Below are 26,157 nucleotides of genomic sequence, written 5' to 3' on the forward strand. Positions count from 1 at the left end.
CATCAGGGCATCCGAAGTTGGATCACCGCAGGCTCGCCGCCCTCAGACGGGCGAATGACAAACAGGTTTGCGTAGTCTGTCAGGTCGATCTGAACTTTGCCGGTATGGCCCATTCCTCTGATGATCGAAGGAATGGTCTCTGTGTGACCGACGACCAGCACTCTTTGGTCGGCATAATCAAAGCTAAGAAGGTCAAGCAGCCCTGTTACGTCTTCCACCGCAAGTGCCGACCGGTCAACACCCAGCGTCTCAGCGATGATCCGTCCGGTTTCGCGGGTCCGTCTGGCATCGGATGTGAGGACATGATCGATCTCCGACGTCGCGAGCATGGTCGCCCATGCCTCAGCGCGGGCACGGCCGGCTGCGGTCAAGTCTGGGTCTTCTTCGGACAGGGCTTTTTCGGCATGGCGGATCACGAAGACGGTTTCCTGAGCATGGACCGACGGCGCCGCGATCAGCACCGCTGCAGCAAATGGCAGAAGCATTTGGGTCATCTTGGACATCTCCGGTCTGATATTGCTCTTTGCCGATGGGCCCGACAGCCCCTCAGTCAATGGGTCTTATACAACATCCACTCGATTTTTCCGAACTCCGGCCCCGCGCCTGAGCAGCCGCGCCTGATCACCCTCTCCGTAATCATATCGGTCGCCAAAAAGGCGCGCTCGCCTTATGCTGCCACCATTGATGTATTCGCCATCGGGGGTTTCCCGTGTTCAGTTATGTATTTATCCCGCTTCTTTTTGCTGCCAGCCTGCTTTGGGCGCCAGCCCCGCTGCACGCCGAAACCCGCGTGGCGATCATCGACACGGCTTATGACACCCGCCCCTATCTCGACCGGTTGAAAGAGCGCGGCGTCGTTGCCATCGGGCGATACTACGCCCGCTGCGATCAGCCGGAATACGGGCTGACCGAAAAGCGGCTGATCAATCAGGGGCGCCCCAGCGACCCCGGCAGCGAGATTGCGCAGATGTTCGCCAAGGGCTTCGCTGTGCTGTCGGTCTACCAGTATTACAGCAACACCCCGAACAAGTTCCGCGGCCAGAACCGCGACGGCAAAGCTCTGCCCGATGCCAATTGCAACTGGACAGGTGTGGGTCGCAGCGTGGAAGAGGAAGCGGAACTGGATGTGCAGGCGGCGATCTCGCAGGCGCAGGCTTTGGGGCAACCCCGAGGCACCGCGATCTATTTCGGGGTGGATTTCAATTTCACCGACAGCGACACCGAGACCATTGACCTGATGGTGCGCTATTTCCGGGTGATCAAAGCGCGGATGGATGCGGCGGGTTACCGGACCGGAGCCTATGGCAGCGGTCATGCACATCAGATCCTGAAGGGTGCCGGGCTGATCGAGTATTCGTGGATCTCGGCCTCGCGCGCCTTTTCGCGCACCAGTGCATTTCACCGGTCGGGCGAGTGGCATCTCTTTCAGAACCAGGTGGACCGGGAATGGTTCGGCAGCAGCGGATCGGGGTGCAGGCGCGGTTTGCCGCTCGATACCAATGTGCAGAACATGTTTCAGGACGCCGACGTGGGTCTCTGGCGGCAGGGTGAGAGCTATATCATCGATGAAGGCCGCACCTTCGACATCTTCGCCACACGCCGCTTTGCCTGCGACGGCGACGCGGTGGTGCGGCGCGACAAAGGATCATCCTCGTCCGACGTGGCGCGGATCACCGAGTGCAAGGCGGGCAAGGCCAAGGCATTGCCGCCCAAGATCGACTTCGCCAATGCCGCGCGGGTGGGGGCGGCGACGGACACGCTGATCGAGGTCGATGTGGACGATGACGGCGAGTTTGACGGCTGGACGCATCACAGCAACCTGACGGCGCATTTCGGCTACAAGCCCGACTGGATTTTCGAAACCGCACGACGCAACGCGACATCCTGCGACTGATCTGGCATTCAATGGCCAAGGTGTCATTCTACGGACATCCAGATCAGAGACACCGCCCCTCATGTCGCCCAGCCTTTCCCAGATCTTTGCCGTGTTCCTGAAAATCGGGCTTCTGTCCTTTGGCGGCCCGGCGGCGCAGATCGCGCTTATGCACCGGATGCTGGTGGATGAACGCGATTGGCTGACGGAAAAGCAGTTTCTCAACGCGTTGAGCTTTTGCATGCTCCTGCCCGGGCCGGAGGCCATGCAGTTGGCGACCTACGCGGGCTGGCGGCTGCATGGGATCCTGGGTGGTCTGATCGCGGGGCTGCTGTTTGTGCTGCCGGGGGCGGTGGTGATCTTTGCACTGGCGCTGCTCTACGTGACCTATGGCGACCTGCCGCTGGTGGACACGTTGTTCCTCGGTGTGCAGGCGGTGGCCGTGGTGATCGTGGTCGAGGCGCTGCTGAAAGTGTCCAAGCGCGCGCTTCATGGGATGCCGCATTGGGTGCTGGCGGGCTTGGCCTTTGTCGCGATTTTCTTCTTTGCGGTACCGTTCCCGGTGATCGTTCTTGCCGCCGGGCTTTACGGCGCGATGGTGGCGACGACCGAGGCGACCCCTGCCCTGCCCGTCGCGGTGTCGGCAAAGCGCAGCTTGGTGACGATCCTGATCGGACTGGCAGCATGGGGCTTGCCGGTGCTGTTCGTCGACCTGGCCTTTGGCGGCACGATTCTGACCGAGATCGCGCTCTTTTTCTCCAAGCTTGCAGTTGTGACCTTTGGCGGAGCCTATGCGGTGCTGGCCTACATGGCGCAGGACGTGGTCGTGCAATACGGTTGGCTCACCCCGACCGAGATGATGGACGGGTTGGTTCTTGCGGAAACCACCCCCGGCCCGCTGATCCTTGTCACGCAGTTCGTGGGGACTTTGGCTGCGTTCCGCGAGGGCGGATACGCGCTGGCCATCGCAGGTGGGGCGATGACGCTTTGGGTGACCTTTATCCCCTGCTTCCTATGGATCTTTGTCGGTGCCCCCTACATCGACTGGATTTCCGCGCAGCCGCGTCTGAACGGAGCCCTACGCGCGATCACGGCGGCGGTGGTTGGGGTGATCCTGAACCTGTCGCTCTGGTTTGCGCTGCATGTGCTGTTCGGCACGGTGACAGAAGCACATATCGGGGTGCTGCGCCTCTGGTCGCCGGACGTGGCAACGCTGAATTGGCCGGCCCTTGCCCTGATCGCGTTGTCGGCGGTGTTGCTGTTGCGCGTCCACTTGGCGATTGGCTGGGTTCTGGGCATCTCGGCTGCAGCTGCTCTCGTTCTGGCCCAGATCTGACGCTTGGGCTTTTGCCCTTGGTCCCGGTTTCGCCTAGAGAGGGGCAAAGGCGATGCACTTGGAGGCACGGGCAGGATGAAACTCTTTGTGGGACTGGGCAATCCGGGGTCAGGCTACGCCAGGAACCGGCACAATATCGGCTTCATGGCGGTGGACCGGATCGCGTCGGATCATGGGTTTGGCCCGTGGAAATCCAAGTTCCAGGGCGAATTCACAGAAGGGCGGCTGGGCAGCGACAAGGTGCTGCTCCTGAAGCCCGGCACCTTCATGAACCGCTCGGGCCAATCGGTGCAGGCGGCGATGCAGTTCTACAAGCTGGAGCCTGCGGATGTGGTGGTGTTCCACGACGAGCTGGACCTCGCCCCTGGAAAGTGCCGCGTCAAACAGGGTGGCGGCCACGCCGGGCATAACGGGTTGCGGTCGATCCACGGGCATATCGGTGAGGCGTATGGTCGGGTGCGGTTGGGCATCGGGCATCCGGGCCACAAGGACAAGGTCGCGGGATACGTGCTGCATGATTTCCCCAAGGCGGATGAGGTCTGGCTGGACGACCTGCTGCGCGGGATTTCCGACGGGGCAGCGTATCTGGCGGATGGCGACACCGGCAAGTTCATGAACGCGGTGGCGCTGCGCGTGGCCCCGCCCCGGTCGTCAAAGACCCCGGCAAAGGCGGAAAAGGCGGATGTGCCGAAACCGGCCCCGAAACCCGAGGCCGAACCGGAGCCCGATACCCGCAACCCGCTGCAGAAGCTCGTGGACCGCTTCCGGTGAGCCTCTCAGACGCGCTGGCCGATCAGGCCGGGCATTGCGCGGCGCTCGGCTCGCCCTTCATGGCGCGGATTCTGCCGCTTCTGGCAGAGGTCTGGCCGGCGGGTTCGGCATTGGATGCGGCGTTGCGGGCTTTCACCGGCGACATCGGCCCCAAAGGCCATTCCCTGCCCTTGCGATTGGCCTCGGGGTTGCACGCGTTAGTTCTCACCGGGCAGGATGCGGACCTGATCGCGGCCTACCCGCCGAACGACGTGTCGGATCAGGCATTGAGAACGGCCCTGACCGGCGCGCTGGCGCGGCACGAAGCTTTCTTGACCCAATGGATCACCTCACCGCCCCAGACCAACGAGGTGCGCCGGTCGGCGCTTCTGATCGCAGGGGCGCATGCGCTGGTGCATCGGACCGGGGTGAGAGATCTGCGCCTGTCGGAACTGGGGGCCAGTGCCGGGTTGAACCTGATGTTCGACCGCTACGCGCTGGACGCTGGCGGCACCCGGCTGGGGCCGGAGGACGCGGCATTGACGTTGTCACCCGATTGGGTCGGACCTGCCCCGATGGCCGCGCCCTTCACCGTATGCGACCGGCGGGGTGTGGACCTCAACCCGCTTGATCCGCACAACCCCGACCACGCGCTGCGCCTGCGCGCGTATCTCTGGGCGGATCAGGAACACCGGCTGACGCTCACCAACGCGGCGATCCGGGCCAATGCGGCAGAGGTCGACAGGGGCGATGCGGTGGATTGGTTGGACAGGCGGCTGGCCGATGCGCCGGAAGGCCAGATGCACCTGATCTATCACACCATCGCTTGGCAATACTTCCCGGCCGAGCGGCAGGCCACCGGCACCGCCCTGATCGAAGCGGCGGGCGCGCGGGCAACGGCAGACGCGCCGCTGGCATGGCTGCGCATGGAAGCCGACGGAGAGACACGGGGCGCATCGGTGACCGCACGGCTTTGGCCGGGCGATCATCACATCACGTTGGGACGGGCAGATTTTCACGGGCGCTGGGTGGATTGGGCGGACAATCCCGCCTAGGTTTCGTGGATACCACCGCAACGCAGGAGGCCCCGATGGAACCCGACGACTCAATCAATGTGCTGGGCGGTCCGCTGCAAGGATGCTCGACCGATCCGCTTACGGGATTCTTCCGCGACGGACATTGCAACACCTGCGCCGCCGATCAGGGCAGCCACACGGTCTGTGCGATGATGACGGCGGAATTCCTCGCCTATTCGAAATATGTGGGCAACGACCTGAGCACCCCAAACCCGCAATTCCGCTTTCCGGGGCTGAAGCCCGGCGATCACTGGTGCCTCTGCGCCTCGCGTTTCCTGCAAGCCCATGACGAAGGCTGCGCGCCGATGGTGAACCTTGCGGCCACACACAAACGGGCACTGGACATCGTGCCGATGCGGGTGCTTGAGCAATACGACATCAACGCCTCGGAGGCCTGACGCGGGTCAGGAGGCTTTCTCGATCACCTGCGGCGTGTCGCTTGGCGGCGCAACGGCGATCGGCTCGCCCATCAGTTCTTCGATGAAGAGGCTCAGAAGCTGAGGGCGGCCCGACACCCCGGCCTTGCGGTAGATGGCGTTGGTCTGCGCCTTTACCGTGCCTTCGGAGGTGTTGCGCAACCCGGCAATATCAGCCGTGCTCAAGCCCTTGATCGAAAACAGCGCGACATCCTTTTCCGCCGGGGTCAGTTCCCACTCGGCGAACCGTTCCTGCAGCACATCCATAAATGCGCCCGAAGCCAACCGCAGGCTTTCCTCGGCCGCGCGCTGGCGGCGGATCGAGCGCAACATCAGGACTGCGCTGACCACCATACCGAGGATCAGACCGATCACCGCACCAATCTGTGCCAGTTCGTAATAGACCCACGCGATGGGTGACGATGAAATGCCGAGGATGCTGCCAAGAATGTCCCACAACAGAAAAAGCCCGCTGCCCATCTGCAGCGCGCCCAATGGAATGAGGACAATCCAAACCTTCACTGGCTAACCGTCACCCCGACCGATCCCTGATCAGTCGTCATCATCATCGTCATCGTCGTCCCCGCCGCCGCCACTGCCGCTGTTGTCGTCGCGATCATCGTCGCGGTCGTCATCCCGGTCTCCACCGCCACCGGGACCGCTGTTGTCGTCATCGTCACGGTCGTCGTCGCGATCATCATCACGGTCGTCATCACGGTCGTCATCGCGATCATCATCGCGATCATCGTCGCGGTCGTCATCAACGTCGCTGCTTTGGCTGCTGCCGGAACCGCCACGGTCGGAGCGATCGACATAGTCCCGCAGGATCGCCCCTGTCGACGGGTTGAGGATGATCTCGCGCCGCCCGCGTGGCCCGGTCGCCACGATCCGCGTCCGACCTAGAAGCGTGCGCGCCAGTGTGATCCTCCGGTACCCCTGTCGCTTGAGCTGGTTGATAACCTGCTCTTCGGCTGTCTGCGCAGATGCAGTGGCAGGCAGGACAACCGAGGCCAGCAAACCGGTGATGATCTGTCTTCGTTTCATTCCCATTCTCCACAAGGGCCCCTGCCATCCGGCAAGAGCCCCTGGCTGCTCAGCTCTCGATAACCTTAATCGTCATCGTCGTCATCGTCATCATCGCGGTCGTCGTCATCATCGTCGTCGCTGTCGTCATCACGATCCCGGTCACGGCCGCGATCATCGTCGTCATCATCATCGTCGTCGTCGCTGCGGTCCCGATCCCGGCCACGATCATCGTCGCCGTCATCGTCGCTGCCACGACCACTGCCGCTGTTGTCGTCACTGTCATCGTCGCGACCGCTGCGGCGATCATCGTCATCATCATCGTCATCCGAGCCCGATCCATCCACAAAGTCACGGTCGCGGGTGCGGATTTCAACCCCCGGACGGGTGTCGTCACCGGAATCGACGGTTTCGACTTCCTGCTTGATCACATCGCCTGTCGCGCGGTCAAAAACTGTTTCGACTTTCTCGGTGCCACGGATCGCCTCGACCTTGGTCTGGGTCGCGCCGTTCTTGATCTCGATCCGGGTGAAACCCTGCGCCTGCAGATTGCGCACAATGTCGTCGGTGCTGGTGCTGCCGGTGCTGGTGGTGGTTGTCGTGGTGGTGGACTGCGACGCGCTTGTGCTGGTTGAGCTGCTGTCGTCCGACACACGGCCGGCATCGACAAAGTCGCGGTTGCGGTTGCGGATCTCGACGCCCGGTCGGGTGTCTTCGCCGGCGCGCACACGTTCCACTTCCTGCTTGAGAATGGCACCTGTCGCGCGGTCATAGACGACTTCAAGCTTCTGCGTGCCCCGGATCGCCTCGACCTTGATCTGGCCGATGCCGTTGTCGATCTCGATACGCTGGAAACCCTGTCCGGTCAGGTCATTGATGATCTGATCGGTCGCGGATTGTGCAATTGCCATCGTCCCTGCGAAGGTTGCGACGACGGCGGAAATCAATGTCTTTTTCACTGGTTAAGTCCTTTCATATCCCTGGGCCTGCCTTGCTGCAGACACCGGCAACACTGACCGGTCCGGACCATGAGGGACATTTGCAGATGGTTTAATCCCGGGTCCATAAACCGACGCCCCATGCGCATAAACCGAGGTTTATGCGGACCCTTGGGCGTTTTGCGGGTAAAGAAAAACCCCTCGCACCGGGGGCGCGAGGGGTCTGACAGTCAGTCTAGACTTCGGGTTTATGGGACGGGCCCTCAGCCCATGTCGAATCCAAGGTGCTTGGCGACGGTGAAGATATCCTTGTCGCCACGTCCGCACATGTTCATGCAGATGATGTGATCCTTCGGCAGCTCGGGTGCGATCTTCATCACATGGGCCAGCGCGTGGCTGGGTTCGAGCGCCGGGATGATGCCTTCCGTCTCACAGCAGAGCTGGAACGCGGCCAGTGCCTCTTTGTCGGTGATCGCCACGTATTCGGCGCGGCCGATGTCGTGCAGCCAGGCGTGTTCCGGGCCGATGCCCGGATAGTCGAGACCGGCAGAGATACTGAAGCCTTCGAGGATCTGGCCATCCTCGTCCTGCAACAGATAAGTGCGGTTGCCATGCAGAACGCCGGGACGCCCGCCAGTGAGCGAGGCGCAGTGCTCCATCTTTTCGTTCACGCCCTTGCCGCCCGCTTCGACGCCGATGATGCCCACGTCTTTGTCGTCGAGGAACGGGTAGAACAGTCCCATCGCGTTCGAGCCACCGCCGATGGCGGCGATGATGGTGTCGGGCAGACGGCCTTCGGCCTCCATCATCTGTTCCTTGGCTTCCTTGCCGATGATCGCCTGGAAATCGCGAACCATGGCCGGGTACGGGTGCGGACCGGCCACAGTGCCGATGCAGTAGAACGTGTCGCGCACATTGGTCACCCAGTCACGCAGCGCGTCATTCATCGCGTCCTTGAGCGTCCCGCGCCCCGAGGTCACCGGGATGACCTCGGCCCCGAGCAGTTTCATGCGGAACACGTTGGGCTGCTGGCGCTCTACATCGTGCGCGCCCATGTAGACGACGCATTTCAGACCGAATTTGGCGCAGACGGTGGCGGTGGCCACGCCGTGCTGACCGGCGCCGGTTTCCGCGATGATGCGGGTCTTGCCCATGCGGCGGGCGAGGATGATCTGGCCCAGCACGTTGTTGATCTTGTGCGCGCCGGTGTGGTTCAGCTCGTCGCGCTTCATGTAGACTTTGGCACCGCCAAGGCGCTCGGTCAGGCGTTCGGCGTGATAGAGCGGCGACGGGCGGCCGACGTAGTGCTTCCAGAGGAAGTCCATCTCGGCCCAGAAGCTCTCGTCGGTCTTGGCGCGCTCGTACTGGTCTTCCAGTTCGAGGATGAGCGGCATCAGCGTTTCCGAGACGAACCGCCCGCCGAAGATACCGAACCGGCCCTTTTCGTCGGGACCGGTCATGAAGCTGTTGAATAGATCGTTCATCGCGCGCCTCTCTTGTCGAACGGGACACAGGTAGCGGGGTGATGCGGGATGAGCAAGGGGAAGCGCCTTCGAAGGCGCTTGGGACCGCGTTTCGAAACGCGGTTTTCAAGCCAATTCGAATTGGCTTGGGCAAAGCGATTTCGAAATCGCTTTCACCGAACCCGCCGGATCGGCAGGTTGTTGCAGAACACAACGTAGTGCCGACCGTTGCGCACCGCCTGAAACCCGCGGTCATGCACCGCCGCGATGATGGCGTCATAGCCGACAAGCCGCTCGACATCCCGGATCTGACGTTTCACCACACCGCCCTTCTGCGCTTCGGCCGAGGACAGCATCTGGGTAAGCCATTTTTCGGGCGTCAGGTGATCGGGAAGCAGCGTCATTCGTCTGTTCTGCCTGATTTCGGTAAACAGGCGGTTAATCTGCGACCGCCCGCTCCAGTGCCGGGTAACGCGCAGCAAGTGTCGCGCCGCGCGCCACGAAGGACACCAGCAGCGCGATCCACAGCCCGTGATTGCCGAAGACCGGGACAAGCGCCAGCGCCGCCCCGCCATAGATCAGCGCCGACAGCGCCATCATGTTGCGCATATCCGCCGTGCGCGTGGCCCCGGTGAAGATCCCGTCGAGCAGAAAGGACGCCACCGCCAGCACCGGGGCGACTGCCATCCATCCGAGATAGAGACGCGCAGCCTGCTGCACTTCGCTGTTCTTGGCCATCAGGTCCACGATCACCGGACCCAGGGCCCAGAACCCAAGACCAAGCACCACCGCCGTTCCCAGTGCCCAGCGGCTGACGACAACCACAGCGCGCCGCAGCGTTCTCCGCGATCCCGCCCCGGCCGCTTGCCCCACCAGCGCTTCGGCGGAAAAGGCAAACCCGTCGAGCGCGTAGGCGGTGATGTAGAGGAACTGCAAAAGAACCTGGTTCGCGGCCAGCGTCACATCTCCGAAATCCGCACCAAGGAACATGAAGGACAGAAACACTGCCTCGAGCAGCAGCGACCGGATCAGAATGTCGGAGTTGACCCGCGCCATGCGCAGCAACCGGACCCGATCGAAAACCCGCGACCAGTTGCGCCAGTCCGGGACATGAAATGCCGCTCGGCACAGGTAGAGCCCCATGGCCAGTCCGCTCCACTCTGCAAGGAAGGTCGCGAGGGCCACGCCGTTGACACCCCAACCGAGGCCCAGCACGAACCACAGGTTCAGCAGCACGTTGATGCCGTTCATCCAAAGCTGAAGAACCAGAACCGCTCGGGTGCGTTCCTGCGCGATTAACCATCCGGTGATGCCAAGAATTGCAATGGCCGCCGGGGCGGACCAGATGCGGATTTCCATGTAACCACGCGCAAGCGTTTCGACCTCAGCGCTGGCCGGAGACAGCGACAGTGCCGCCCAGAGCAGCGGCACCTGCAACAGGATCAGGACCACCCCGGCGGCGATGCCGATCATCAGCACGCGGGTGAGGATCGCCGCCACCTCGGCTCGGTTGCCTTCGCCCTGCGCCTGTGCGGCAAGGCCGGTTGTGCCCATGCGCAGAAAGCCGAACACCCAGTAAATGGCCGACAGCACAACTGCACCGATACCGACGGCGCCGATTGGTGCTGCGGTCCCCATCTGGCCGACGACGGCCGTATCGACCGCGCCGAGAATCGGGATGGTGACGTTGGACAGGGCGATCGGCAGCGCGATGTTGAGAACGCGCCTGTCGGTGATGGGTCGCGGCGCGGAGGCCGGCTCAGTCACCGGACGGATCGGGCCGTGGCATCAGGAAATGCGCTGTGGCCTGCGCGAAGGGGCGGTCGCGGTTGTCCTGCCAAGCCTCGGCCTGAACGCTCGCATAGCGCCGCCCGGCCCGCGTGATGGTGGCGCGCGCATAGGCGTCGCGCGGCAGGCCCGAGCGCAGGTAATCCACGGTAAAGTCGATTGTCTTGGGCAGGCGCGGCAGATTGCCGGCGGCCAGGGCTTCGACATCCAAGGCGCCGCTTTCGAAGTCTTCCCAGATATAGGCCCAGCTCAACGAGATCATCGCGGTGACCTCGAGAAAGGCCGCCGTGACGCCGCCGTGGATCGCGGGGAGCATGGGGTTGCCGATCAGCTTGTCTTCGAAAGACAGCACACCAGTCAGTTCATCGCCGCGCCGGTCAAAGCTGATCCCCATGAAGGTGATGTAGGGCACGCCACCGACCAGAGCGTTGAGTGCTGCGTCGCGACGCTGTTTGACGACCTGTACGGGTTCTGGGGTTTTGCGTGCCATTTCAGCGGCCCTCCACAGTGAAGGCACCGGTGGCGGTGGCCACGGGGCGGTCCGTGTCGTCGTCGCAGGCCGTGGCGCGGACAAAAGCGACCGAGCGCGTAATGTGATAGACCTCGGCCCGGGCGGTGATGGCCTGACCGGGCGTTGCGGCGCGCATGTAGTCGATGCGCAAATCGATCGTGGCGGTGCCCGCTGGCGCATCGGGGTGGCTCATCACCGCAGCACCGCCGCAAGTGTCCATCAGCGCCGACACCGCTCCGCCGTGAATCACGCCGGTTTTCGGGTCGCCGATAAAACGTTCGTCATACGGCATGGAAATCTCCGCCATCCCATCGCCCAGAGCGGTGATTTCCATGCCTAGCGCCTTGGAATGGGGAATCGTCTGGATGAACTGGCGGGCTATCTTCGCTTTGTCGACGGTCATATCGGTCCTCGGCTGTTGGGTCCGGTTTACGCGGCTTCGCGACCGGAGGCCAGCCATGCGATGACGCGGTTGCCCTGCGCGCAGGTGCCTCGTATGGTCGATTTGGGAGAAGAAAAATCATGTCCGAGCAGCGTCTCAGTTTCAAGGAGATGTGCGCGAAGTTCGATGTGACGCCGCGCACTCTCAGGTACTATGAATATATCGAACTTCTGCAGCCCGACCGGGAGGGCCGTTCGCGCTGGTACGGTCCGAAGGAGGTGGCGCGGATGACGCTGATCCTGCGGGGCCGGAAGTTCGGGTTTCAGCTTGAGGACATTCGCCAATGGCTCCTGATCTACGAGCATGAAGGCACCGAGGCACAGATGCGCGCGTGGATCGAGCTGGCCGACCGGCAGCTCGACGAACTGGCCGAACAGCGCAAACAGCTGGATGACGCAATCGATGAGCTGCGCAAGCTGCGCGACGACACCGCCAGCAGCCTGAGCACCTGAGATTGCCCCTGCCCGTCAGGGCCAATCCGGGAAATGTGCCGATCCGAGTCGGTCCGCCGTATTCGCACAATCCGAGGTCAGGTATTCCCGACCTTACGTCCAAAGCGCACTCAAAGCGCTTTGAAAGAAAATTTCGGAAAAAGCAGGGTGACGTTGCCTGATCTTACGTCAACCTGAAAGTGACGTAGCGTATGAGTTACGTCAACGTAAATTCCCATTGTAAGAGAGCCGCAACCTTCGCATGTCGATGCCATGACGGCATTGATTAAGGATGTAGAAAATGACCGATGACCGCACAATGACGATCCGCGAAATGTGTGACGCGTTCGACGTGACGCCGCGCACGCTGCGGTTCTACGAAGCCAAAGAGCTTCTGTTTCCGATCCGCGAAGGTCAGAAGCGGCTGTTTACCAAGCGCGACCGCGCACGCCTGAAACTGATTCTGCGTGGCAAGCGTTTTGGATTCAGCCTCGAAGAAATCCGTCAGCTTCTGGACCTCTATCACATGGGTGACCAGCAGCAGACACAGCTTGCCCGGACTTACGAGATCGCCCAGCAGCGTCTTTCCGACATGGAAGCGCAGCGCGACGAGCTCACCCAGGCGATTGACGAACTGAAGGAACAGATGCGTTGGGGCGAGAAAATGCTCGCGTCGATGGATCAGACGAAAAAGGCGGCTGAATAAGCCGCACCGCATTAGGGAGACCGCCATGCCTAGCTATATCGCACCTCTGAAAGACATGCAGTTCATCCTGCATGACGTTCTGAACGCCTCGGAACAGGACATCCCCGGCTATGACGAGCTTGACCGCGATTTCACGGGCGCGGTGATCGAGGAAGCGGGCAAACTGGCCTCCGAAGTGCTGATGCCGCTCAATTCCGTCGGCGACACCGAAGGCTGTGTGCTTGAAAACGGCGTGGTGCGCACGCCGACCGGCTTCAAGGAAGCCTTCCAGCAGATGAAGGATGGCGGCTGGACCGCGCTGGATTGCGATCCGGAATATGGCGGTCAGGGCCTGCCCTACCTGATGCACACCGCGGCACAGGAACCCTTCGTGTCGTCCAACATGGCCTTCAACATGTACCAGGGCCTGACCCACGGCGCCTATTCGGCGATCTACTTCCACGGCTCGGACGAGCAGAAGCAGACCTACCTGCCGAAGATGACGACCTGTGAATGGACCGGCACCATGAACCTGACCGAACCGCATTGCGGAACGGATCTGGGCCTGATGCGGACCAAGGCTGTCCCGCAGGATGACGGCAGCTACAAGATTTCCGGCCAGAAGATCTTCATCTCCGCCGGCGATCACGACATGGCAGAGAACATCATCCACCTCGTTCTGGCGAAAATCCCCGGCGGCCCCGACGGCATCAAGGGTGTGTCGCTGTTCATCGTGCCGAAGTTCATCGTGAACGAAGACGGCAGCCTGGGCGAGCGCAACGGCGTCTCCGTCGGCAAGCTCGAAGAGAAGATGGGCATCCACGGCAACGCCACCTGCGTCATGAACTATGACGAGGCGACCGGCTACCTGATCGGCGAGATGCACAAGGGCATGCGCGCCATGTTCACCATGATGAACGAAGCGCGTCTGGGTGTGGGCCTGCAGGGCTACGCACAGGCCGAGGTCGCCTATCAGAACGCGGTGGCCTACGCAAATGACCGCCTTCAGGGCCGCGACGTGACCGGCGCCAAGGCGCCCGAGAAATCGGCCGACCCGATCATCGTGCACCCGGATATCCGCCGCAACCTGATGGATCAGAAATCCTTTACCGAAGGCGCCCGCGCCTTCACCTATTGGGGCGCCTATCTGATCGACCGGGCGCACAAGAACTCGGACAAGGACGCTGATGGCCTGATTTCCCTGCTGACCCCGATCATCAAGGGCTTCCAGACCGACAAGGGCTTCGAAATGGCGGTGAACGCCCAGCAGGTCTATGGCGGCCACGGCTATATCGAGGAATGGGGCATGTCCCAATTCGCCCGCGACGCCCGGATCGCCATGATCTACGAAGGCGCAAACGGCATTCAGGCGCTGGACCTGGTGGGTCGCAAGCTCGCGCAGGACGGTGGCAAGCATGTCATGGCGTTCTTCGACATGATCAAGACGTTTGCCTCTGAGAACAAAGGTCAGGACGAGGCGTTCGACCGCGACTTCCTCGAACCGCTCAAGGCGGCATCGAAGGATCTGCAGGCGGCGGCGATGTATTTCATGCAGAACGGCATGAAGAACCCCAACAACGCGCTGGCCGGATCCTATGACTTCATGCACATGTTCGGCCATGTCTGCCTTGGCTACATGTGGGCGCGGATGGGGCTTGCAGCCTCGAAGGCTTTGAAAAACGGTGCGTCCGACGTGGCGTTCTACGAGACAAAGCTGGCCACCGGGCGCTACTACATGGCACGTCAGCTGCCCGCCACAAAGATGCACCTCGCGCGCATCGAAACCGGAGCCGAGCCGGTGATGGCGCTGGAGGCGGCCAACTTTTAAGGTCCGGGAGGACAGATGCCCAAACGCTTTCGACTGACCCGTCGCTTTCCGGCAGCCATGACCGAGGATGGCTATCGCCGCCTCAAGCGCTTTGCCGAAGAGGCGGGTCTGGATGAAGGTGAGGCGCTGTCCTTCCTCTTCGAGAATTTCGACAGCGTCACGGATTCCGAGGCGCTGGGACATCGGCTCAGGCTCTTCAATGCAGAGCTTGACGCACGCAAACGATAGCGCGGGATGGGGGGAGCCATGCGATCAAACTGGATGACCGACGAGCACGAGATGCTTGCCGAGATGACCGCGAAGTTCATCGAAACGGAATGGCAGCCGCTCTACGACAAGTGGCGCAAACAGGGCCAGATGGATCGTGACACCTGGGCTCAGGCCGGTGAGCTTGGCCTGCTCTGCCCCTCCGTTCCCGAGGAATACGGCGGTGCCGGCGGCGATTTTGGCCACGAGGCGGTGATCCTGATCGAAGCGGCCCGCGCCAATCTGGCCAGCTGGGGCCACGGCATCCATTCCGGCATCGTGGCGCATTACATCCTCGCCTATGGCACCGAAGAGCAGAAGAAACGCTGGCTGCCAAAGATGGTCACCGGTGAGCTGGTCGGCGCATTGGCGATGACCGAACCTTCGGGCGGGTCGGACGTGCAGGGCATCAAGACCCGCGCGGTAAAGGACGGCAACGCCTACCGCCTGTCGGGGCAAAAGACGTTCATCACCAACGGCCAGCATGCCAACCTGATCGTCGTGGCGGCCAAGACCGACCCGTCGCTCGGATCGAAAGGAACGTCTTTGGTCGTCGTGGAAACCGAGGACGCAGACGGCTTCCAGCGCGGGCGCAATCTGGAAAAGGTCGGCTGCCACGCGGCGGACACGTCGGAGCTGTTCTTCGACAATGTCGAGATCGCGCCGGAAAACCTGCTGGGCGGCGAAGAAGGTCAGGGCTTCTACCAGATGATGAAGCAGCTGCCGCAGGAACGGCTGATCATCGGATGCGGCGCGGTCGGTGCCATGGAGGGCGCCGTCGCCCGGACCATCGCCTATTGCAAGGAACGCGAAGCCTTCGGCGGGCCTCTGACCCAGTTCCAGAACACCCGTTTCAAGCTGGCGGAGTGTCAGACCAAGACCACCGTGGCGCGCGCCTTCCTCGACAATTGCATGGAAGAACACCTCCGCGGCGCGTTGACCGTCGAAAAGGCCGCGATGGCGAAATACTGGCTGTCGGACACGCAGGGCGAGGTTCTGGACGAATGTGTGCAGCTGCATGGCGGCTATGGCTACATGCAGGAATACGCCGTGGCCGAGATGTGGGCAGATGCGCGCGTGCAGCGGATTTACGGTGGCACCAACGAGATCATGAAAGAGCTGATTGCGAGGGCGCTCTGATGCGCCCGGCCCTGGCGCATACGGCACCTTCGGGATGCCTCCGGCGGGAGTTTATCCGGCAAGATGAAGGAGCACGGCAAGCTCCACCCCGCCGGTCGGCCTCTTTACCACGCGGTGTCAGGCACGGTCGGCGGGGCTTCACCTTGCACATGGCTCAACTCTCCAGTCTGCCATGCGGATACAGAATGCGGCCGTTAATCTTAACCTTAGGTAAAGAAGAGATTGGCTCCTGCTTCATCTTGCCGGATAAACTCCCGCCGGAGGCTCCCGGCCTTTCCGCCCAACCCTGACAGTCGAGGATCAGACCAGATGACCATTCAACTCTATTGCTTTGGCGAAAGCGGGCATTCCTACAAGGCGGCGCTGGCGCTGGAGCTTGCGGGGCTGGACTGGGAGCCGGTGAAGGTCGATTTCTTCAACGGTGAGACCCGCACGCCGGAATACCGCGCCACTGTCAACGAGATGGGTGAGGCCCCGGTGCTGGTGGATGGCGATGTCAAGCTGACCCAGTCGGGTGTGATCCAGACCTATCTGTCGGACACCTACGGCAGGTTCGGCGGTAAGGACGCGATGGAGAAGCTGGAAATCCTGCGCTGGATCATCTGGGACAACCAGAAGTTCAGCGGCACTTCGGGGCCGTTGCGCTTCCTGATGAATTTCCTGCCCGAGGACAAACGCCCCGCCGAGGTGATCGCCTTCATGCAGGGACGGATGAAAGCGGCTTACGGCGTGCTCGACGCGCATCTGGAAGGGCGCGACTGGATTGTTGGAGATGCCGTCACCAATGCCGATCTGACCTGCTGCGGCTACCTCTTTTACCCCGAACCGTTCGGTTTCGACCGCGCGGACTGGCCCAATATCGACCGCTGGCTGTCCAATATTCAGGGACTGCCCGGCTGGAAACACCCTTACGAATTGATGCCCGGATCCCCTGCGGATCGGGCCTGAGACGGAGAGCAGAATGACTGAAGCGTATATCTATGACGCCGTGCGCACGCCGCGCGGCAAGGGCCGGAAAGACGGCAGCCTGCACGAAGTGACCTCTGTCCGCCTGTCGGCGCAGGTGCTGGACGCGGTGAAGGATCGTAATGGTCTTGATGGCCACGCGGTTGAGGACGTGATCTGGGGCAACGTCACCCAGGTCGGCGAACAGGGCGGCTGCCTTGCGCGGACCGCCGTTTTGGCGTCCGGGCTGGATCAGTCCATCCCCGGTCTCGCCATCAACCGCTTCTGTGCAAGCGGTATGGAAGCGGTGAACCTTGCCGCCAACCAGGTCAGGGGCGGCGCAGGCGACGCCTACATCGCCGGTGGTGTCGAGATGATGGGCCGCGTGGCGATGGGCAGCGATGGCGCGGCGATTGCCGTGGACCCGTCGGTCGCGATGGAGACCTATTTCGTGCCGCAGGGCATTTCGGCGGACATCATAGCCACCGAATACGGGTTTTCCCGCGACGATGCCGACAGTCTTGCGGTGGAAAGCCAGCGCCGCGCCAAGGCGGCGTGGGATGACAAGCGCTTTGCCAAGTCGGTGATCACCGTGCGCGACCAGAACGGTCTGCCGATCCTCGACCATGACGAATACATGCGCCCCGGCACCGACATGCAGTCCTTGGGTGCTTTGAACCCGTCCTTCCAGCAGATGGGCGAGGTGATGCCAGGCTTCGACGCGATTGCGTTGATGAAATATCCGCATCTGGAGCGGATTAACCACATCCACCACGCGGGCAACTCGTCGGGCATCGTCGATGGCGCGGCTGGCGTATTGATCGGCAACAAGGAGTTCGGCGAGAAATGGGGCCTCAAGCCCCGCGCCCGGATCAAGGCGACCGCCAAGATCGGCACCGATCCGACGATCATGCTGACCGGGCCGGTACCGGTGACCGAAAAAATCCTTGCCGACAGCGGCATGTCCATCAGCGATATCGATCTCTTCGAGGTGAACGAGGCATTCGCATCCGTGGTCCTGCGCTTCATGCAGGCGTTCGATGTGGATGCGGACCGGGTGAACGTGAACGGCGGCTCCATCGCGATGGGCCATCCGCTGGGCGCGACCGGCGCGATCATCATCGGCACGCTGCTGGATGAGTTGGAGCGCACCGGCAAGGGCACGGGCCTTGCCACGCTCTGCATTGCCAGCGGAATGGGCGCGGCAACCATCATCGAGCGCGTCTGAACCATGCCTGGCGGTGATCACAGAACGGCCTACGAGATCGGCTACGAGCTCCTGGAAAAGACGAGGCGCGCCTATTTCGAAGACGATTTCGCGCTCATGGAAAGCGCTTTCATGCTGCCGCATGAACATGTGACGCTGCAGGGCTGGGCTGTGCTTGAGACCCGCGAAGACTTGCTGATGCTGTTCGAGCGGATGAAAGCCCAGTTCCGCGAGCTGGAGGTGGATGAAATCGTCAGGCCGCTTCGTTCGGCCGAGTTCGTGACGCCGTTCGAGATACTGGCGACGGCAGAGTCGCACATGTTCTCCAAGGGTCGGCGGGTGGCTGAACCGTTTGCGGTGCAGTCGACGCTGCTGCGCTGCGGACCGGACTGGCGCATCGCCACCGCGAATTACTGCGTGCCGCTCACCACTGCGGGAATTTCGGGTGCTTTGATGCCAGACGCGTTTCCCTCCGAAATCGCCAGCGGACGCCGCCCGCCATCCGCAAACTGACCCAGTGGCCCAAGGTGGCCACATCGACACATATTTCTGGGCTGCGACTGCGCGCCCACGAGACCAAAGGACGACACAGATGACCGATTTTACGATGACCAAGGACGCCGACGGGATCGCGACGATCACGTGGGACGTGCCTGAGAAGTCCATGAACGTACTGAGCTTCGAAGGCCTTCAGACGCTCAACGATCTGGTGGACGATGCACTGGCGGATGAGGCTGTGAAGGGCATCATCATCACTTCCGGCAAGGCCGATTTCGCTGCGGGCATGGACCTGAACGTGCTGGCGACGCTCAAGGAAGCGGGTGCCGAGGCGGTATTTGACGGGATCATGAAAATGCACGGTGTCCTGCGCAAGATCGAACGCGCGGGCATGGACGCAAAGACCAACAAGGGCGGAAAGCCCGTGGCGGCGGTGCTGCCGGGTACGGCTCTGGGCATCGGGCTGGAAATCCCGCTCGCCTGCCACCGCGTTTTTGCGGCGGACAACCCGAAGGCCAAGATCGGTCTGCCCGAGATTCTCGTGGGTATCTTCCCCGGTGCCGGTGGCACCACCCGTGTCGCGCGCAAGATGGGCGCGATGGCAGCATCGCCTTTCCTGCTGGAAGGCAAGCTGTCTGATCCGGCCAAAGCCAAGGCGGCTGGCCTGATTGACGAGGTGTCCGCCGATCCGATGGCCGATGCACGCGCATGGGTGCTGAGCGCAGGGGATGCGGACATTCTCAAGCCGTGGGATGCCAAAGGCTACAAGATGCCCGGCGGCGCACCGTATCACCCGGCAGGTTTCATGACCTTTGTCGGCGCGTCCGCAATGGTCAACGGCAAGACCAAGGGCGTCTACCCGGCGGCCAAGGCGCTGCTGTCGGCGGTCTATGAAGGCGCGCTGGTGCCGTTTGACACCGCGCTCAAGATCGAAGCGCGCTGGTTCACATCCGTCATCATGAACCCGTCCTCCTCGGCGATGATCCGGTCGCTGTTCATCAACAAGCAGGCGCTTGAGAAGGGGGCTGTCCGTCCGGCAGACGTGGACGATCAGCGCGTCAAGAAGGTTGGCGTTCTGGGTGCGGGCATGATGGGCGCGGGCATCGCGCTGGTGTCGGCGCAGGCGGGCATCGACGTGGTGCTGCTCGACCGCGATCAGGCGGCTGCGGACAAGGGCAAGGCCTATTCGGCTGACTACGCGGCCAAGGGTGTGTCCCGCAGGAAGATCACGCAGGACAAGGCCGATGCGATGCTGGCGCGGATCACCGCGACCACGGATTACAACGATCTCGCGGGCTGTGATCTGATTGTCGAAGCGGTGTTCGAAGACCCCAAGATCAAGGCCGACGTGACGGCACAGGTCGAAGCGGTGATCGGTGAGGACTGCATCTTTGCGACCAACACCTCGACCCTGCCTATCAGCGATCTGGCGAAGGCCAGCAAGCGGCCCGAGCAGTTCATCGGCATTCACTTCTTCTCGCCGGTCGAGAAGATGATGCTGGTCGAGATCATCAAGGGCAAGGAAACCGGGGATCGCGCCGTGGCCAAGGCGCTCGACTTCGTGCGCCAGATCCGCAAGACGCCGATCGTGGTCAACGACGCGCGGTTCTTCTACGCCAACCGCTGCATCATTCCGTATATCAACGAAGGTATCCGGATGGTGAAGGAAGGCGTCGCCCCTGCCCTGATCGAAAACGCCGCCAAGATGGTCGGCATGCCGCTGGGGCCGCTTCAACTGGTCGATGAGACCTCGATTGATCTGGGGGCCAAGATCGCCCGCGCCACCAAGGCCGCGATGGGCGATGCCTATCCGGATGGCGCGGTGGACGAGGTGATCTTCTGGATGGAAGGCGAAGGGCGCCTGGGCCGCAAAGCCAAGGCCGGGTTCTATGACTATGACGACAAGGGCAAGCGTCAGGGTCTGTCGTCGGTCGTGGCGGCACAATACCCGCAGGCCGAGGATCAGCCCGATCTGATCGACGTGCAGCACCGTCTGCTGTTCGTCCAGTCGCTCGAAGCTGTCCGCGCGCTGGAAGATGGCGTGCTGATGGACATCCGCGAAGGCGACGTCGGCGCGATCCTCGGTTGGGGCTTTGCACCGTGGTCCGGTGGCCCGCTCAGCTGGCTCGACATGCTTGGGTCGGAATACGCGGCAGAGCGCTGCGATCAGCTGGTCGAAACCTATGGCGACCGCTTCGCCTGCCCGGACCTCCTGCGCGAGATGGCGGCGAAGGGTCAGAGCTTCTACGGGCGGTTTGCACCTGAGAAGTCGGCGGCCTGATCACCGCTTAATCTGAGAAAAGAGAACGCCGCCCGCCTATGCGCGGGCGGTTTTCGTTTGGGGTGGCGCATCCCCGGGCGGCAGACGGTTAAGGCAGTGGCCTACCCTACTCTGTCCGCAGCGCGGCGAACCGTTCCATCCGGTCGATCTGGGGGGCCATCGTGCACCACTCGTCCCCGACCGCGACCCAATGCGCGTCGCGGGTTTCGGCATGGACAATGATCCGACCTGGTTCAGACGTGATCTCGGGCACCATGATCATGTTGAGGAAGAGGGCGAAGGCTTCGGCAGTCAGACACATGGGAAAACTCCTTTTTCAAGTGTCCTCCCATTTGCAGTGTCCACCTCTGCGGGTGGTGATGTCAGGCTAACGCGAAACGGTTTCGTTTGGGTGAAGCGCCATGCTGCGACGCAGCATTTTCCAACGGATATGCCTGCCCATTGTGCAGTACGACCCGAACCGCACAGAATTCAGGCGTCAAAACGATACCCGAACCGCGCAATATCGTCGGCGCACATGGCGGCCACAGCGGCGGCGGTCTGATCTGAATACGCGCTGCGATACTCCCGAGGCCGGTCCGAGGCGTTGGCATGTGGGACGGTCAACCGGAACCCCAGATGGTCCTCCACCGGCGCGAGGTCCTCGGCCAGATGCTCCAACCGAACATAGGCCGAGGCGCGTTCGACCCCGGTTGCATCGGTGACATAACGCGCCGCCGGAAAGGCGCACAGGCTGGCATCGGTTTCGGGGTGCAGGACGAAACCTGTGAAATCGGTGGATTTGGCCAGTGTCACCGCCGGATGATCGAACCCCTGCTGCCGCAGCCAGTGGTAATAGCTGACTATCCGGTCCCACGGGTTGCGTACGAGGGTGAAGACGAACATCCCGCCCAGATCCGCCGGAGACAGCGCCCCATCGAGATCGGCCAGCGTGCTGTGTTTCCACAGTCGCCCCTTGGCCGTCAGGTTCTTGACCCGCCCCTTGCGCTTGATCGCCTTTGGTGTGTCGCCAATCAGGATGTCATCCCGATTCGCGCGCGCTTCCAGCGCGAGGGCCAGCGAGGTGCCACCCGTCTTGGGGATGTGGACAAAGATGAATTTCCGGGCGGGCGACAGGATCATGCGTCAGAGGTGCCAGTTTGGGGCATGTCACGCAAGTTTTGGCTTTTCCCACCTTTGATCCCTGCGCTATGTCACCCCGTACAGAATGTCGCAGGGGAGGACACGAGATGGGATGGATGCGCGATGAAACCGGGCTGGAAAAGCGCGCGGCGAATTTTGTGCCGCTGACACCCCTGTCGCATTTGCAACGTGCCGTTGAGGTGTTTCCCGACACAATCGCCGTTGTGCATGGCCCCCACCGCAAAACCTATCGCGAATACCACGAGCGGGTGACACGGCTGGCCTCGGCCCTGTCTGCGATGGGCGTGCAGCCCGGCGATGTGGTGGCGACGATCCTGCCCAACATCCCCGCACAGGCCGAGGCGCACTTCGGCGTGCCCGCCTGCGGTGCGGTTCTGAACACGATCAACACCCGTCTGGATGTGGACACGATTGCCTACATCCTCGACCACGGCGAAGCCAAGGTCGTGCTGTGTGATCCGCAGTTCATGCCGGTGCTGGCCGAGGCGATGGACCAGATGGAAGGCCCCGCGCCCAAGGTGATCGAAGTGGCCGATCCGCATGAAGGCGTGACTGCGTCGAGCGATTACCCGGAATACGAGGATGTGCTGGCGGGTGCCGATCCGGATTTCGAGTGGATCATGCCCGAGGACGAATGGGAGAGCCTTGCGCTCAACTACACCTCCGGCACGACCGGGCGGCCAAAGGGTGTCGTCTATCACCACCGTGGCGCGTATCTGATGACGATGGGCACGGCTGTGAGCTGGGAAATGGCGCTGCGGCCCAAGTACCTGACCATTGTGCCGCTGTTCCACTGCAACGGCTGGAACCACACCTGGATGATGCCGCTGCTGGGCGGCACGGTTGTGTGCTGCCGCGACATCAGCGCAAAGGCGATCTACAACGCCATTGCCGACGAGGGCGTGACCCATTTCGGCGGTGCTCCCATCGTTCTGAACATGATCGTCAACTCGGACCCGAGAGAGCGGCGCGAATTTGACCATCTGGTAAAAGTTTACACCGCAGGCGCGCCCCCTGCCCCGGCAACGCTCGCCAAGATCGGCGATCTGGGTTTTCACGTGATGCAGGTCTACGGGCTGACCGAAACCTACGGCCACGTCACCGAGTGCGTCTGGAATGGCGACGCATGGGACGGGCTGGCGCAGGACGCCAAGTCGGCCATCAAGGCGCGGCAGGGTGTGGCCTTCCCGATGATGGAAAAGATCGACGTGATCGGAGAGGACGGCCACCCAGTGCCGCGCGATGGCAAAACCCAGGGCGAGATCGTCATTCGCGGCAACTCGGTGATGAAGGGATACCTCAAGAACACCAAAGCGACGGAGGAATCCTTCGAAGGTGGGCATTTCCATTCCGGCGACATCGCGGTGATGCACCCGGACAATTACTGCCAGATCGCGGACCGCGCGAAAGACATCATCATCTCGGGGGGCGAGAACATTTCCTCGGTCGAGGTCGAAGGCTGCCTTATGGCGCATGACGCGGTGCTGCTCTGCGCCGTGGTCGCAAAGCCCGACGAGAAATGGGGCGAGGTCCCCTGCGCCTTTGTCGAACTCAAAGGCAACCAAAGCGCGACCGAAGAAGAGCTGATCGCGTTTGCCCGGACAAAACTGGCCGGGTTCAAAACGCCGAAGAAAGTGGTGTTCGAAGAATTGCCCAAGACTTCGACCGGCAAGATCCAGAAGTTCCAACTGCGCGAACGGGCAAAGGCGCTTTGAGGACCGTGCGGGACAGGCGCTAGTCGTCGCGTCCCGGATCGTTGGGATTGCTGGAAAACAGCGCGATCTTGTTGCCCTGCGGGTCTCGCAGGTAACCAACATAGAACAGCGGCCCATAGGAGGCCCGGAACCCCGGTTGGCCCTCATCTGTCCCGCCAGCGGTCAGAGCGACTGCGTGCAGGTCGCGCACCTGTTGCTGGTTGGTGACCTCAAAGGCAACCATGGCCCCGTTGCCGGCAGACGCACCGCGCCCGTCAAACGGCGGTTTCACGTAGAAATCCGGCAGGACGGGAGACTGACCCGGTTCAACGGGCAGGACATAGCTCAGCCCCTCGGGGCCTTCCTCAAGCGCGTAGCCGAGCGCGGGCAGGAATGAAGAGTAGAAGCGCTTTGCACGGTCGATGTCATCCGCTCCGACAGTCACATAGCCAATCATTCCGCACGTATCCTTCCGGGCGCTCGTGTGTTCAATGGGGCATGACTGCGTCGGAACGGGCAAACATGCAAGTCTGCTTGCCGCGCCTCAGAGACTTTATGAACCACGCATCTGTCTCACCCCCAGATTTTGCTGAGGAATGGCACATGCCTCGGACAGGCGGGGACACAGGCGATGCTGTGCCGCAGTGCTTTGCCCTGTGCTGCATTGCGCGAAAGGCCGCGCGGGTGTACCCTTGGCCGCAATCAATGAGGCAGAGCAGCCCGCATGACCGCGCTGAAGGAATTTCAACGGCTTGAGGCCGAAGGTGTCTGGCGTGCAACCCCCGCCGACCAGCGCAAGGATGTGATCGTGTCCTTGGGCGACGCCTCTCTGACGATCCTTGATCTGCGGGAAAACGTATTGGCCCACTGGTCGATTGCCGCAGTGGCACGCGCCAACAAGGGGCAGCGGCCCGCGATCTATCACCCCGATGGCGATCCGGGCGAAACGCTCGAGTTCGGGGACGACAGCACCCAGATGATCGAGGCGATCGAGCGGATCCGGGCGGCCATCGACAAGAGCCGAGCCAAACCCGGCAAATTGCGGTTCTGGATCACCGGTCTGATCGCAGCGACTGTGGTTGCAGGCATGGTGTTCTGGCTTCCGGACGCGTTGCTCCGGCATACCGTTCAGGTGGTGCCGACCGTGAAACGCGTTGAGATCGGAGAAGCCCTGCTGTCGCGGATCACGCGCATATCCGGTAAGGCCTGCATGACCCGCGACGCGCGCGAACCGCTGCGGAGACTGGCATCACGGGTACTGGGCCCGGCACAGCGCGGTGCCCTGGTGGTTCTGCCCGGCGGCGTGGCCGAGACCGCGCATCTGCCGGGCGGGCGTATCCTGCTCAACCGGTCGCTGATCGAAGATCCCGAAGAACCGGATGTGACTGCAGGCTATATCCTCACGGAACGCCTTCGCGCTTTGACCCAGGACCCGCTTGAGGAAATGCTGATCCAGACGGGACTGTGGTCCAGCCTGCAACTGCTGACCACCGGGCAGCTGTCCGATGACGATCTTCAGCGCTACAGCGAATACCTTCTGGGCCGCGCGCCTGCGCCGCTCTCGACCGACGTGATCATTGCTGGTTTCGAAACCGCAGAGCTGCGGACAACGCCTTACGCCTACGCTGTCGATATCACCGGGGAATCGACGCTGCAGTTGATCGAAGCAGATCCGATGGCTGGCAAATCCCCGCGTCCGGTGCTCAGCGATGCAGACTGGCTGCGGCTTCAGGGTATATGCGGCGAGTGATCAGTGACCGAGGCCCTTGCCACGGCCGACGATGATCGGATCCTTGATGTCCTGCGCTTCCCTGAGCTGCCTGCGCGGCACGGTGTTGCTCAGAAGCTGTTGCGTTGCGCGGTGGCCCTGACGGGTCATGTGCGCACGGTGCGGGTTGAGGCGATCATCCTCCCACGCCCGCTTGTAGCCTTTGGGGATGGGGGGCAGCGTGTTGCCCTGCGCGTCGTAGACGTGCTTGGGCACGATACGTTCTTCCCGGACGCGCATCTGTGGCTGGGCTTTGGGCGCGCTGTATTTCCGGACGGCCACGCTGCGATCAGGAACGCCGGGCACAATCCGCTGCGGGGTGATGATCACCGGTGCGGGTGCCGGTGCTGCCGCCACGGCGACGCTGCGCTGTGCAAAGGTGGGTTGCTGGCCGCAGATCGGTTGGCGGTCGCGCGACACACGCGGCACCCAGCTGACCGCACCATCGACGCCGGCCCGGACGAAGACGCACCCGCGACTGTCGACAAATTGCCGACCCTCAAAGCTTGCCGGTGGCAATTCAGCCGGCGGCCCAACCGAGCGCAGGCTTTGCGCCGAGGCCGCCGAGGTGGATACAAGCGCCGCGACCAGAACGGCCACGGCCCTAACCGAAAACACTGTCATATGTCTGTCCCCACAGATGCAGGGAAAGACTGCCCGTCAGCCCTTTGAGTG

At 62.3% G+C, this 26,157-nt stretch carries 29 protein-coding genes; 16 read left to right on the plus strand and 13 right to left on the minus strand.

All coding sequences use genetic code 11. The features are described 5' to 3' along the window. Positions 1-2 precede the first annotated feature (2 nt). Positions 3-494, minus strand: coding sequence for a SixA phosphatase family protein (locus tag MGEO_RS07925; RefSeq protein WP_158090993.1), 492 nt, complete (start codon positions 492-494; stop codon positions 3-5). Positions 495-709: 215 nt separating this feature from the next. Between MGEO_RS07925 and MGEO_RS07930 the strand changes: the two genes are divergently transcribed. The 5 genes from MGEO_RS07930 (at position 710) to MGEO_RS07950 (ending at position 5,433) form a co-directional block, all read left to right on the plus strand. Continuing rightward, a complete protein-coding gene (locus MGEO_RS07930; protein WP_158090994.1) occupies positions 710-1,894 on the plus strand; it encodes a glycoside hydrolase domain-containing protein in 1,185 nt (394 codons plus the stop codon). A gap of 61 nt (positions 1,895-1,955) precedes the next feature. Further along, positions 1,956-3,209, plus strand: a complete 1,254-nt coding sequence (chrA, locus tag MGEO_RS07935) for a chromate efflux transporter (RefSeq protein WP_085636189.1) — start codon at positions 1,956-1,958, stop codon at positions 3,207-3,209. A gap of 75 nt (positions 3,210-3,284) precedes the next feature. Next, positions 3,285-3,980, plus strand: a complete 696-nt coding sequence (gene pth, locus MGEO_RS07940; RefSeq protein WP_085636190.1) for an aminoacyl-tRNA hydrolase — start codon at positions 3,285-3,287, stop codon at positions 3,978-3,980. Further along, positions 3,977-5,014: a DUF2332 domain-containing protein gene (locus tag MGEO_RS07945; RefSeq protein WP_085636191.1), complete on the plus strand. Its 1,038-nt coding sequence runs from the start codon at positions 3,977-3,979 to the stop codon at positions 5,012-5,014. The genes pth and MGEO_RS07945 overlap by 4 nt, the downstream gene beginning before the upstream one ends. Before the next feature lie 35 nt (positions 5,015-5,049). Then, entirely contained in the window at positions 5,050-5,433 is a 384-nt protein-coding gene (locus MGEO_RS07950) for a DUF2237 family protein (protein WP_085636192.1), read from the plus strand. Between the two features lie 6 nt (positions 5,434-5,439). Here the strand turns inward: MGEO_RS07950 and MGEO_RS07955 are convergent, their stop codons facing one another. The 8 genes from MGEO_RS07955 to MGEO_RS07990 form a co-directional block, all read right to left on the minus strand. Next, the gene (locus tag MGEO_RS07955; protein WP_233139758.1) at positions 5,440-5,973 is read right to left on the minus strand and encodes a helix-turn-helix transcriptional regulator; all 534 of its coding nucleotides are present in this window, start codon (positions 5,971-5,973) and stop codon (positions 5,440-5,442) included. A 30-nt stretch (positions 5,974-6,003) separates the two neighbouring features. Further along, positions 6,004-6,495: a PepSY domain-containing protein gene (locus MGEO_RS21360; RefSeq protein ID WP_158090995.1), complete on the minus strand. Its 492-nt coding sequence runs from the start codon at positions 6,493-6,495 to the stop codon at positions 6,004-6,006. 65 nt (positions 6,496-6,560) lie between these two features. After that, entirely contained in the window at positions 6,561-7,433 is an 873-nt protein-coding gene (locus MGEO_RS21365; RefSeq protein WP_106299170.1) for a PepSY domain-containing protein, read from the minus strand. 242 nt (positions 7,434-7,675) lie between these two features. After that, positions 7,676-8,896 (minus strand): tryptophan synthase subunit beta, encoded by a 1,221-nt coding sequence (gene trpB, locus MGEO_RS07970; protein WP_085636193.1) that lies wholly within the window; start codon positions 8,894-8,896, stop codon positions 7,676-7,678. Between the two features lie 152 nt (positions 8,897-9,048). Beyond that, positions 9,049-9,279, minus strand: a complete 231-nt coding sequence (locus tag MGEO_RS07975) for an N-(5'-phosphoribosyl)anthranilate isomerase (protein ID WP_085636194.1) — start codon at positions 9,277-9,279, stop codon at positions 9,049-9,051. 34 nt (positions 9,280-9,313) lie between these two features. Further along, the gene (locus MGEO_RS07980) at positions 9,314-10,642 is read right to left on the minus strand and encodes an MATE family efflux transporter (protein ID WP_085636195.1); all 1,329 of its coding nucleotides are present in this window, start codon (positions 10,640-10,642) and stop codon (positions 9,314-9,316) included. Next, positions 10,635-11,153: a PaaI family thioesterase gene (locus MGEO_RS07985; RefSeq protein ID WP_085636196.1), complete on the minus strand. Its 519-nt coding sequence runs from the start codon at positions 11,151-11,153 to the stop codon at positions 10,635-10,637. Before MGEO_RS07985 ends, MGEO_RS07980 begins: the two co-directional genes overlap by 8 nt. A 1-nt stretch (position 11,154) precedes the next feature. Further along, a complete protein-coding gene (locus tag MGEO_RS07990) occupies positions 11,155-11,577 on the minus strand; it encodes a PaaI family thioesterase (RefSeq protein ID WP_085636197.1) in 423 nt (140 codons plus the stop codon). 119 nt (positions 11,578-11,696) lie between these two features. On the opposite strand from MGEO_RS07990, the gene MGEO_RS07995 reads away from it, so the two are divergent. The 9 genes from MGEO_RS07995 (at position 11,697) to MGEO_RS08035 (ending at position 20,877) form a co-directional block, all read left to right on the plus strand. Continuing rightward, positions 11,697-12,068, plus strand: coding sequence for a MerR family transcriptional regulator (locus tag MGEO_RS07995; protein ID WP_085636198.1), 372 nt, complete (start codon positions 11,697-11,699; stop codon positions 12,066-12,068). Between the two features lie 280 nt (positions 12,069-12,348). Then, complete coding sequence (locus MGEO_RS08000) at positions 12,349-12,753, plus strand: MerR family transcriptional regulator (protein WP_085636199.1); 405 nt, start codon at positions 12,349-12,351, stop codon at positions 12,751-12,753. Between the two features lie 25 nt (positions 12,754-12,778). Beyond that, on the plus strand, positions 12,779-14,560 hold the full coding sequence (locus MGEO_RS08005) for an acyl-CoA dehydrogenase C-terminal domain-containing protein (protein WP_085636200.1): 1,782 nt from the start codon (positions 12,779-12,781) through the stop codon (positions 14,558-14,560). A gap of 15 nt (positions 14,561-14,575) precedes the next feature. Continuing rightward, positions 14,576-14,788, plus strand: coding sequence for a hypothetical protein (locus MGEO_RS08010; RefSeq protein ID WP_085636201.1), 213 nt, complete (start codon positions 14,576-14,578; stop codon positions 14,786-14,788). 18 nt (positions 14,789-14,806) lie between these two features. Next, the gene (locus MGEO_RS08015; protein WP_106299168.1) at positions 14,807-15,946 is read left to right on the plus strand and encodes an acyl-CoA dehydrogenase family protein; all 1,140 of its coding nucleotides are present in this window, start codon (positions 14,807-14,809) and stop codon (positions 15,944-15,946) included. 309 nt (positions 15,947-16,255) lie between these two features. Next, complete coding sequence (locus MGEO_RS08020) at positions 16,256-16,894, plus strand: glutathione S-transferase family protein (RefSeq protein WP_085636203.1); 639 nt, start codon at positions 16,256-16,258, stop codon at positions 16,892-16,894. A gap of 13 nt (positions 16,895-16,907) precedes the next feature. Further along, positions 16,908-18,119, plus strand: a complete 1,212-nt coding sequence (locus tag MGEO_RS08025) for an acetyl-CoA C-acetyltransferase (protein WP_085636204.1) — start codon at positions 16,908-16,910, stop codon at positions 18,117-18,119. Positions 18,120-18,122: 3 nt separating this feature from the next. Further along, positions 18,123-18,611, plus strand: a complete 489-nt coding sequence (locus MGEO_RS08030; RefSeq protein WP_085636205.1) for a hypothetical protein — start codon at positions 18,123-18,125, stop codon at positions 18,609-18,611. A gap of 79 nt (positions 18,612-18,690) precedes the next feature. Next, entirely contained in the window at positions 18,691-20,877 is a 2,187-nt protein-coding gene (locus MGEO_RS08035; RefSeq protein WP_085636206.1) for a 3-hydroxyacyl-CoA dehydrogenase NAD-binding domain-containing protein, read from the plus strand. Between the two features lie 106 nt (positions 20,878-20,983). Here the strand turns inward: MGEO_RS08035 and MGEO_RS08040 are convergent, their stop codons facing one another. Further along, a complete protein-coding gene (locus MGEO_RS08040) occupies positions 20,984-21,178 on the minus strand; it encodes a hypothetical protein (RefSeq protein WP_085636207.1) in 195 nt (64 codons plus the stop codon). A gap of 170 nt (positions 21,179-21,348) precedes the next feature. Next, the gene (locus tag MGEO_RS08045) at positions 21,349-21,999 is read right to left on the minus strand and encodes a sulfotransferase family 2 domain-containing protein (RefSeq protein WP_085636208.1); all 651 of its coding nucleotides are present in this window, start codon (positions 21,997-21,999) and stop codon (positions 21,349-21,351) included. Positions 22,000-22,106: 107 nt separating this feature from the next. Here MGEO_RS08045 and MGEO_RS08050 point away from each other — a divergent pair, with 107 nt between their 5' ends. Further along, on the plus strand, positions 22,107-23,735 hold the full coding sequence (locus MGEO_RS08050; RefSeq protein WP_085636209.1) for an AMP-binding protein: 1,629 nt from the start codon (positions 22,107-22,109) through the stop codon (positions 23,733-23,735). A 19-nt stretch (positions 23,736-23,754) separates the two neighbouring features. Here MGEO_RS08050 and MGEO_RS08055 read toward each other — a convergent pair whose 3' ends face one another. Continuing rightward, entirely contained in the window at positions 23,755-24,171 is a 417-nt protein-coding gene (locus tag MGEO_RS08055) for a VOC family protein (RefSeq protein ID WP_085636210.1), read from the minus strand. A 267-nt stretch (positions 24,172-24,438) separates the two neighbouring features. Between MGEO_RS08055 and MGEO_RS08060 the strand changes: the two genes are divergently transcribed. After that, positions 24,439-25,464 carry a hypothetical protein gene (locus MGEO_RS08060; RefSeq protein WP_085636211.1) on the plus strand — a complete coding sequence of 342 codons (1,026 nt, stop codon included), beginning with the start codon at positions 24,439-24,441 and terminating at the stop codon, positions 25,462-25,464. Here MGEO_RS08060 and MGEO_RS08065 read toward each other — a convergent pair whose 3' ends face one another. Next, entirely contained in the window at positions 25,465-26,106 is a 642-nt protein-coding gene (locus MGEO_RS08065) for a hypothetical protein (protein WP_143746248.1), read from the minus strand. Between the last annotated feature and the right edge of the window lie 51 nt (positions 26,107-26,157).

The sequence above is a fragment of the Marivita geojedonensis genome (assembly GCF_002115805.1).
Taxonomy (GTDB): Bacteria; Pseudomonadota; Alphaproteobacteria; order Rhodobacterales; family Rhodobacteraceae; genus Marivita; species Marivita geojedonensis.

Excerpts from the sequence above, each read along its gene's own strand:
- MGEO_RS07975 (WP_085636194.1), bottom strand. The coding sequence starts at position 9,279 with ATGACGCTGCTTCCCGATCACCTGACGCCCGAAAAATGGCTTACCCAG.
- MGEO_RS07950 (WP_085636192.1), top strand. The coding sequence starts at position 5,050 with ATGGAACCCGACGACTCAATCAATGTGCTGGGCGGTCCGCTGCAAGGA.
- MGEO_RS21360 (WP_158090995.1), bottom strand. The coding sequence starts at position 6,495 with ATGAAACGAAGACAGATCATCACCGGTTTGCTGGCCTCGGTTGTCCTG.
- MGEO_RS07925 (WP_158090993.1), bottom strand. The coding sequence starts at position 494 with ATGACCCAAATGCTTCTGCCATTTGCTGCAGCGGTGCTGATCGCGGCG.
- trpB (WP_085636193.1), bottom strand. The coding sequence starts at position 8,896 with ATGAACGATCTATTCAACAGCTTCATGACCGGTCCCGACGAAAAGGGC.
- MGEO_RS08015 (WP_106299168.1), top strand. The coding sequence starts at position 14,807 with ATGCGATCAAACTGGATGACCGACGAGCACGAGATGCTTGCCGAGATG.
- MGEO_RS07990 (WP_085636197.1), bottom strand. The coding sequence starts at position 11,577 with ATGACCGTCGACAAAGCGAAGATAGCCCGCCAGTTCATCCAGACGATT.
- MGEO_RS07995 (WP_085636198.1), top strand. The coding sequence starts at position 11,697 with ATGTCCGAGCAGCGTCTCAGTTTCAAGGAGATGTGCGCGAAGTTCGAT.
- MGEO_RS08055 (WP_085636210.1), bottom strand. The coding sequence starts at position 24,171 with ATGATTGGCTATGTGACTGTCGGAGCGGATGACATCGACCGTGCAAAG.
- MGEO_RS08045 (WP_085636208.1), bottom strand. The coding sequence starts at position 21,999 with ATGATCCTGTCGCCCGCCCGGAAATTCATCTTTGTCCACATCCCCAAG.
- chrA (WP_085636189.1), top strand. The coding sequence starts at position 1,956 with ATGTCGCCCAGCCTTTCCCAGATCTTTGCCGTGTTCCTGAAAATCGGG.
- MGEO_RS08005 (WP_085636200.1), top strand. The coding sequence starts at position 12,779 with ATGCCTAGCTATATCGCACCTCTGAAAGACATGCAGTTCATCCTGCAT.
- MGEO_RS08035 (WP_085636206.1), top strand. The coding sequence starts at position 18,691 with ATGACCGATTTTACGATGACCAAGGACGCCGACGGGATCGCGACGATC.
- MGEO_RS08050 (WP_085636209.1), top strand. The coding sequence starts at position 22,107 with ATGGGATGGATGCGCGATGAAACCGGGCTGGAAAAGCGCGCGGCGAAT.
- pth (WP_085636190.1), top strand. The coding sequence starts at position 3,285 with ATGAAACTCTTTGTGGGACTGGGCAATCCGGGGTCAGGCTACGCCAGG.
- MGEO_RS08025 (WP_085636204.1), top strand. The coding sequence starts at position 16,908 with ATGACTGAAGCGTATATCTATGACGCCGTGCGCACGCCGCGCGGCAAG.
- MGEO_RS08000 (WP_085636199.1), top strand. The coding sequence starts at position 12,349 with ATGACCGATGACCGCACAATGACGATCCGCGAAATGTGTGACGCGTTC.
- MGEO_RS08065 (WP_143746248.1), bottom strand. The coding sequence starts at position 26,106 with ATGACAGTGTTTTCGGTTAGGGCCGTGGCCGTTCTGGTCGCGGCGCTT.
- MGEO_RS08060 (WP_085636211.1), top strand. The coding sequence starts at position 24,439 with ATGACCGCGCTGAAGGAATTTCAACGGCTTGAGGCCGAAGGTGTCTGG.
- MGEO_RS08040 (WP_085636207.1), bottom strand. The coding sequence starts at position 21,178 with ATGTGTCTGACTGCCGAAGCCTTCGCCCTCTTCCTCAACATGATCATG.
- MGEO_RS07985 (WP_085636196.1), bottom strand. The coding sequence starts at position 11,153 with ATGGCACGCAAAACCCCAGAACCCGTACAGGTCGTCAAACAGCGTCGC.
- MGEO_RS08010 (WP_085636201.1), top strand. The coding sequence starts at position 14,576 with ATGCCCAAACGCTTTCGACTGACCCGTCGCTTTCCGGCAGCCATGACC.
- MGEO_RS08030 (WP_085636205.1), top strand. The coding sequence starts at position 18,123 with ATGCCTGGCGGTGATCACAGAACGGCCTACGAGATCGGCTACGAGCTC.
- MGEO_RS08020 (WP_085636203.1), top strand. The coding sequence starts at position 16,256 with ATGACCATTCAACTCTATTGCTTTGGCGAAAGCGGGCATTCCTACAAG.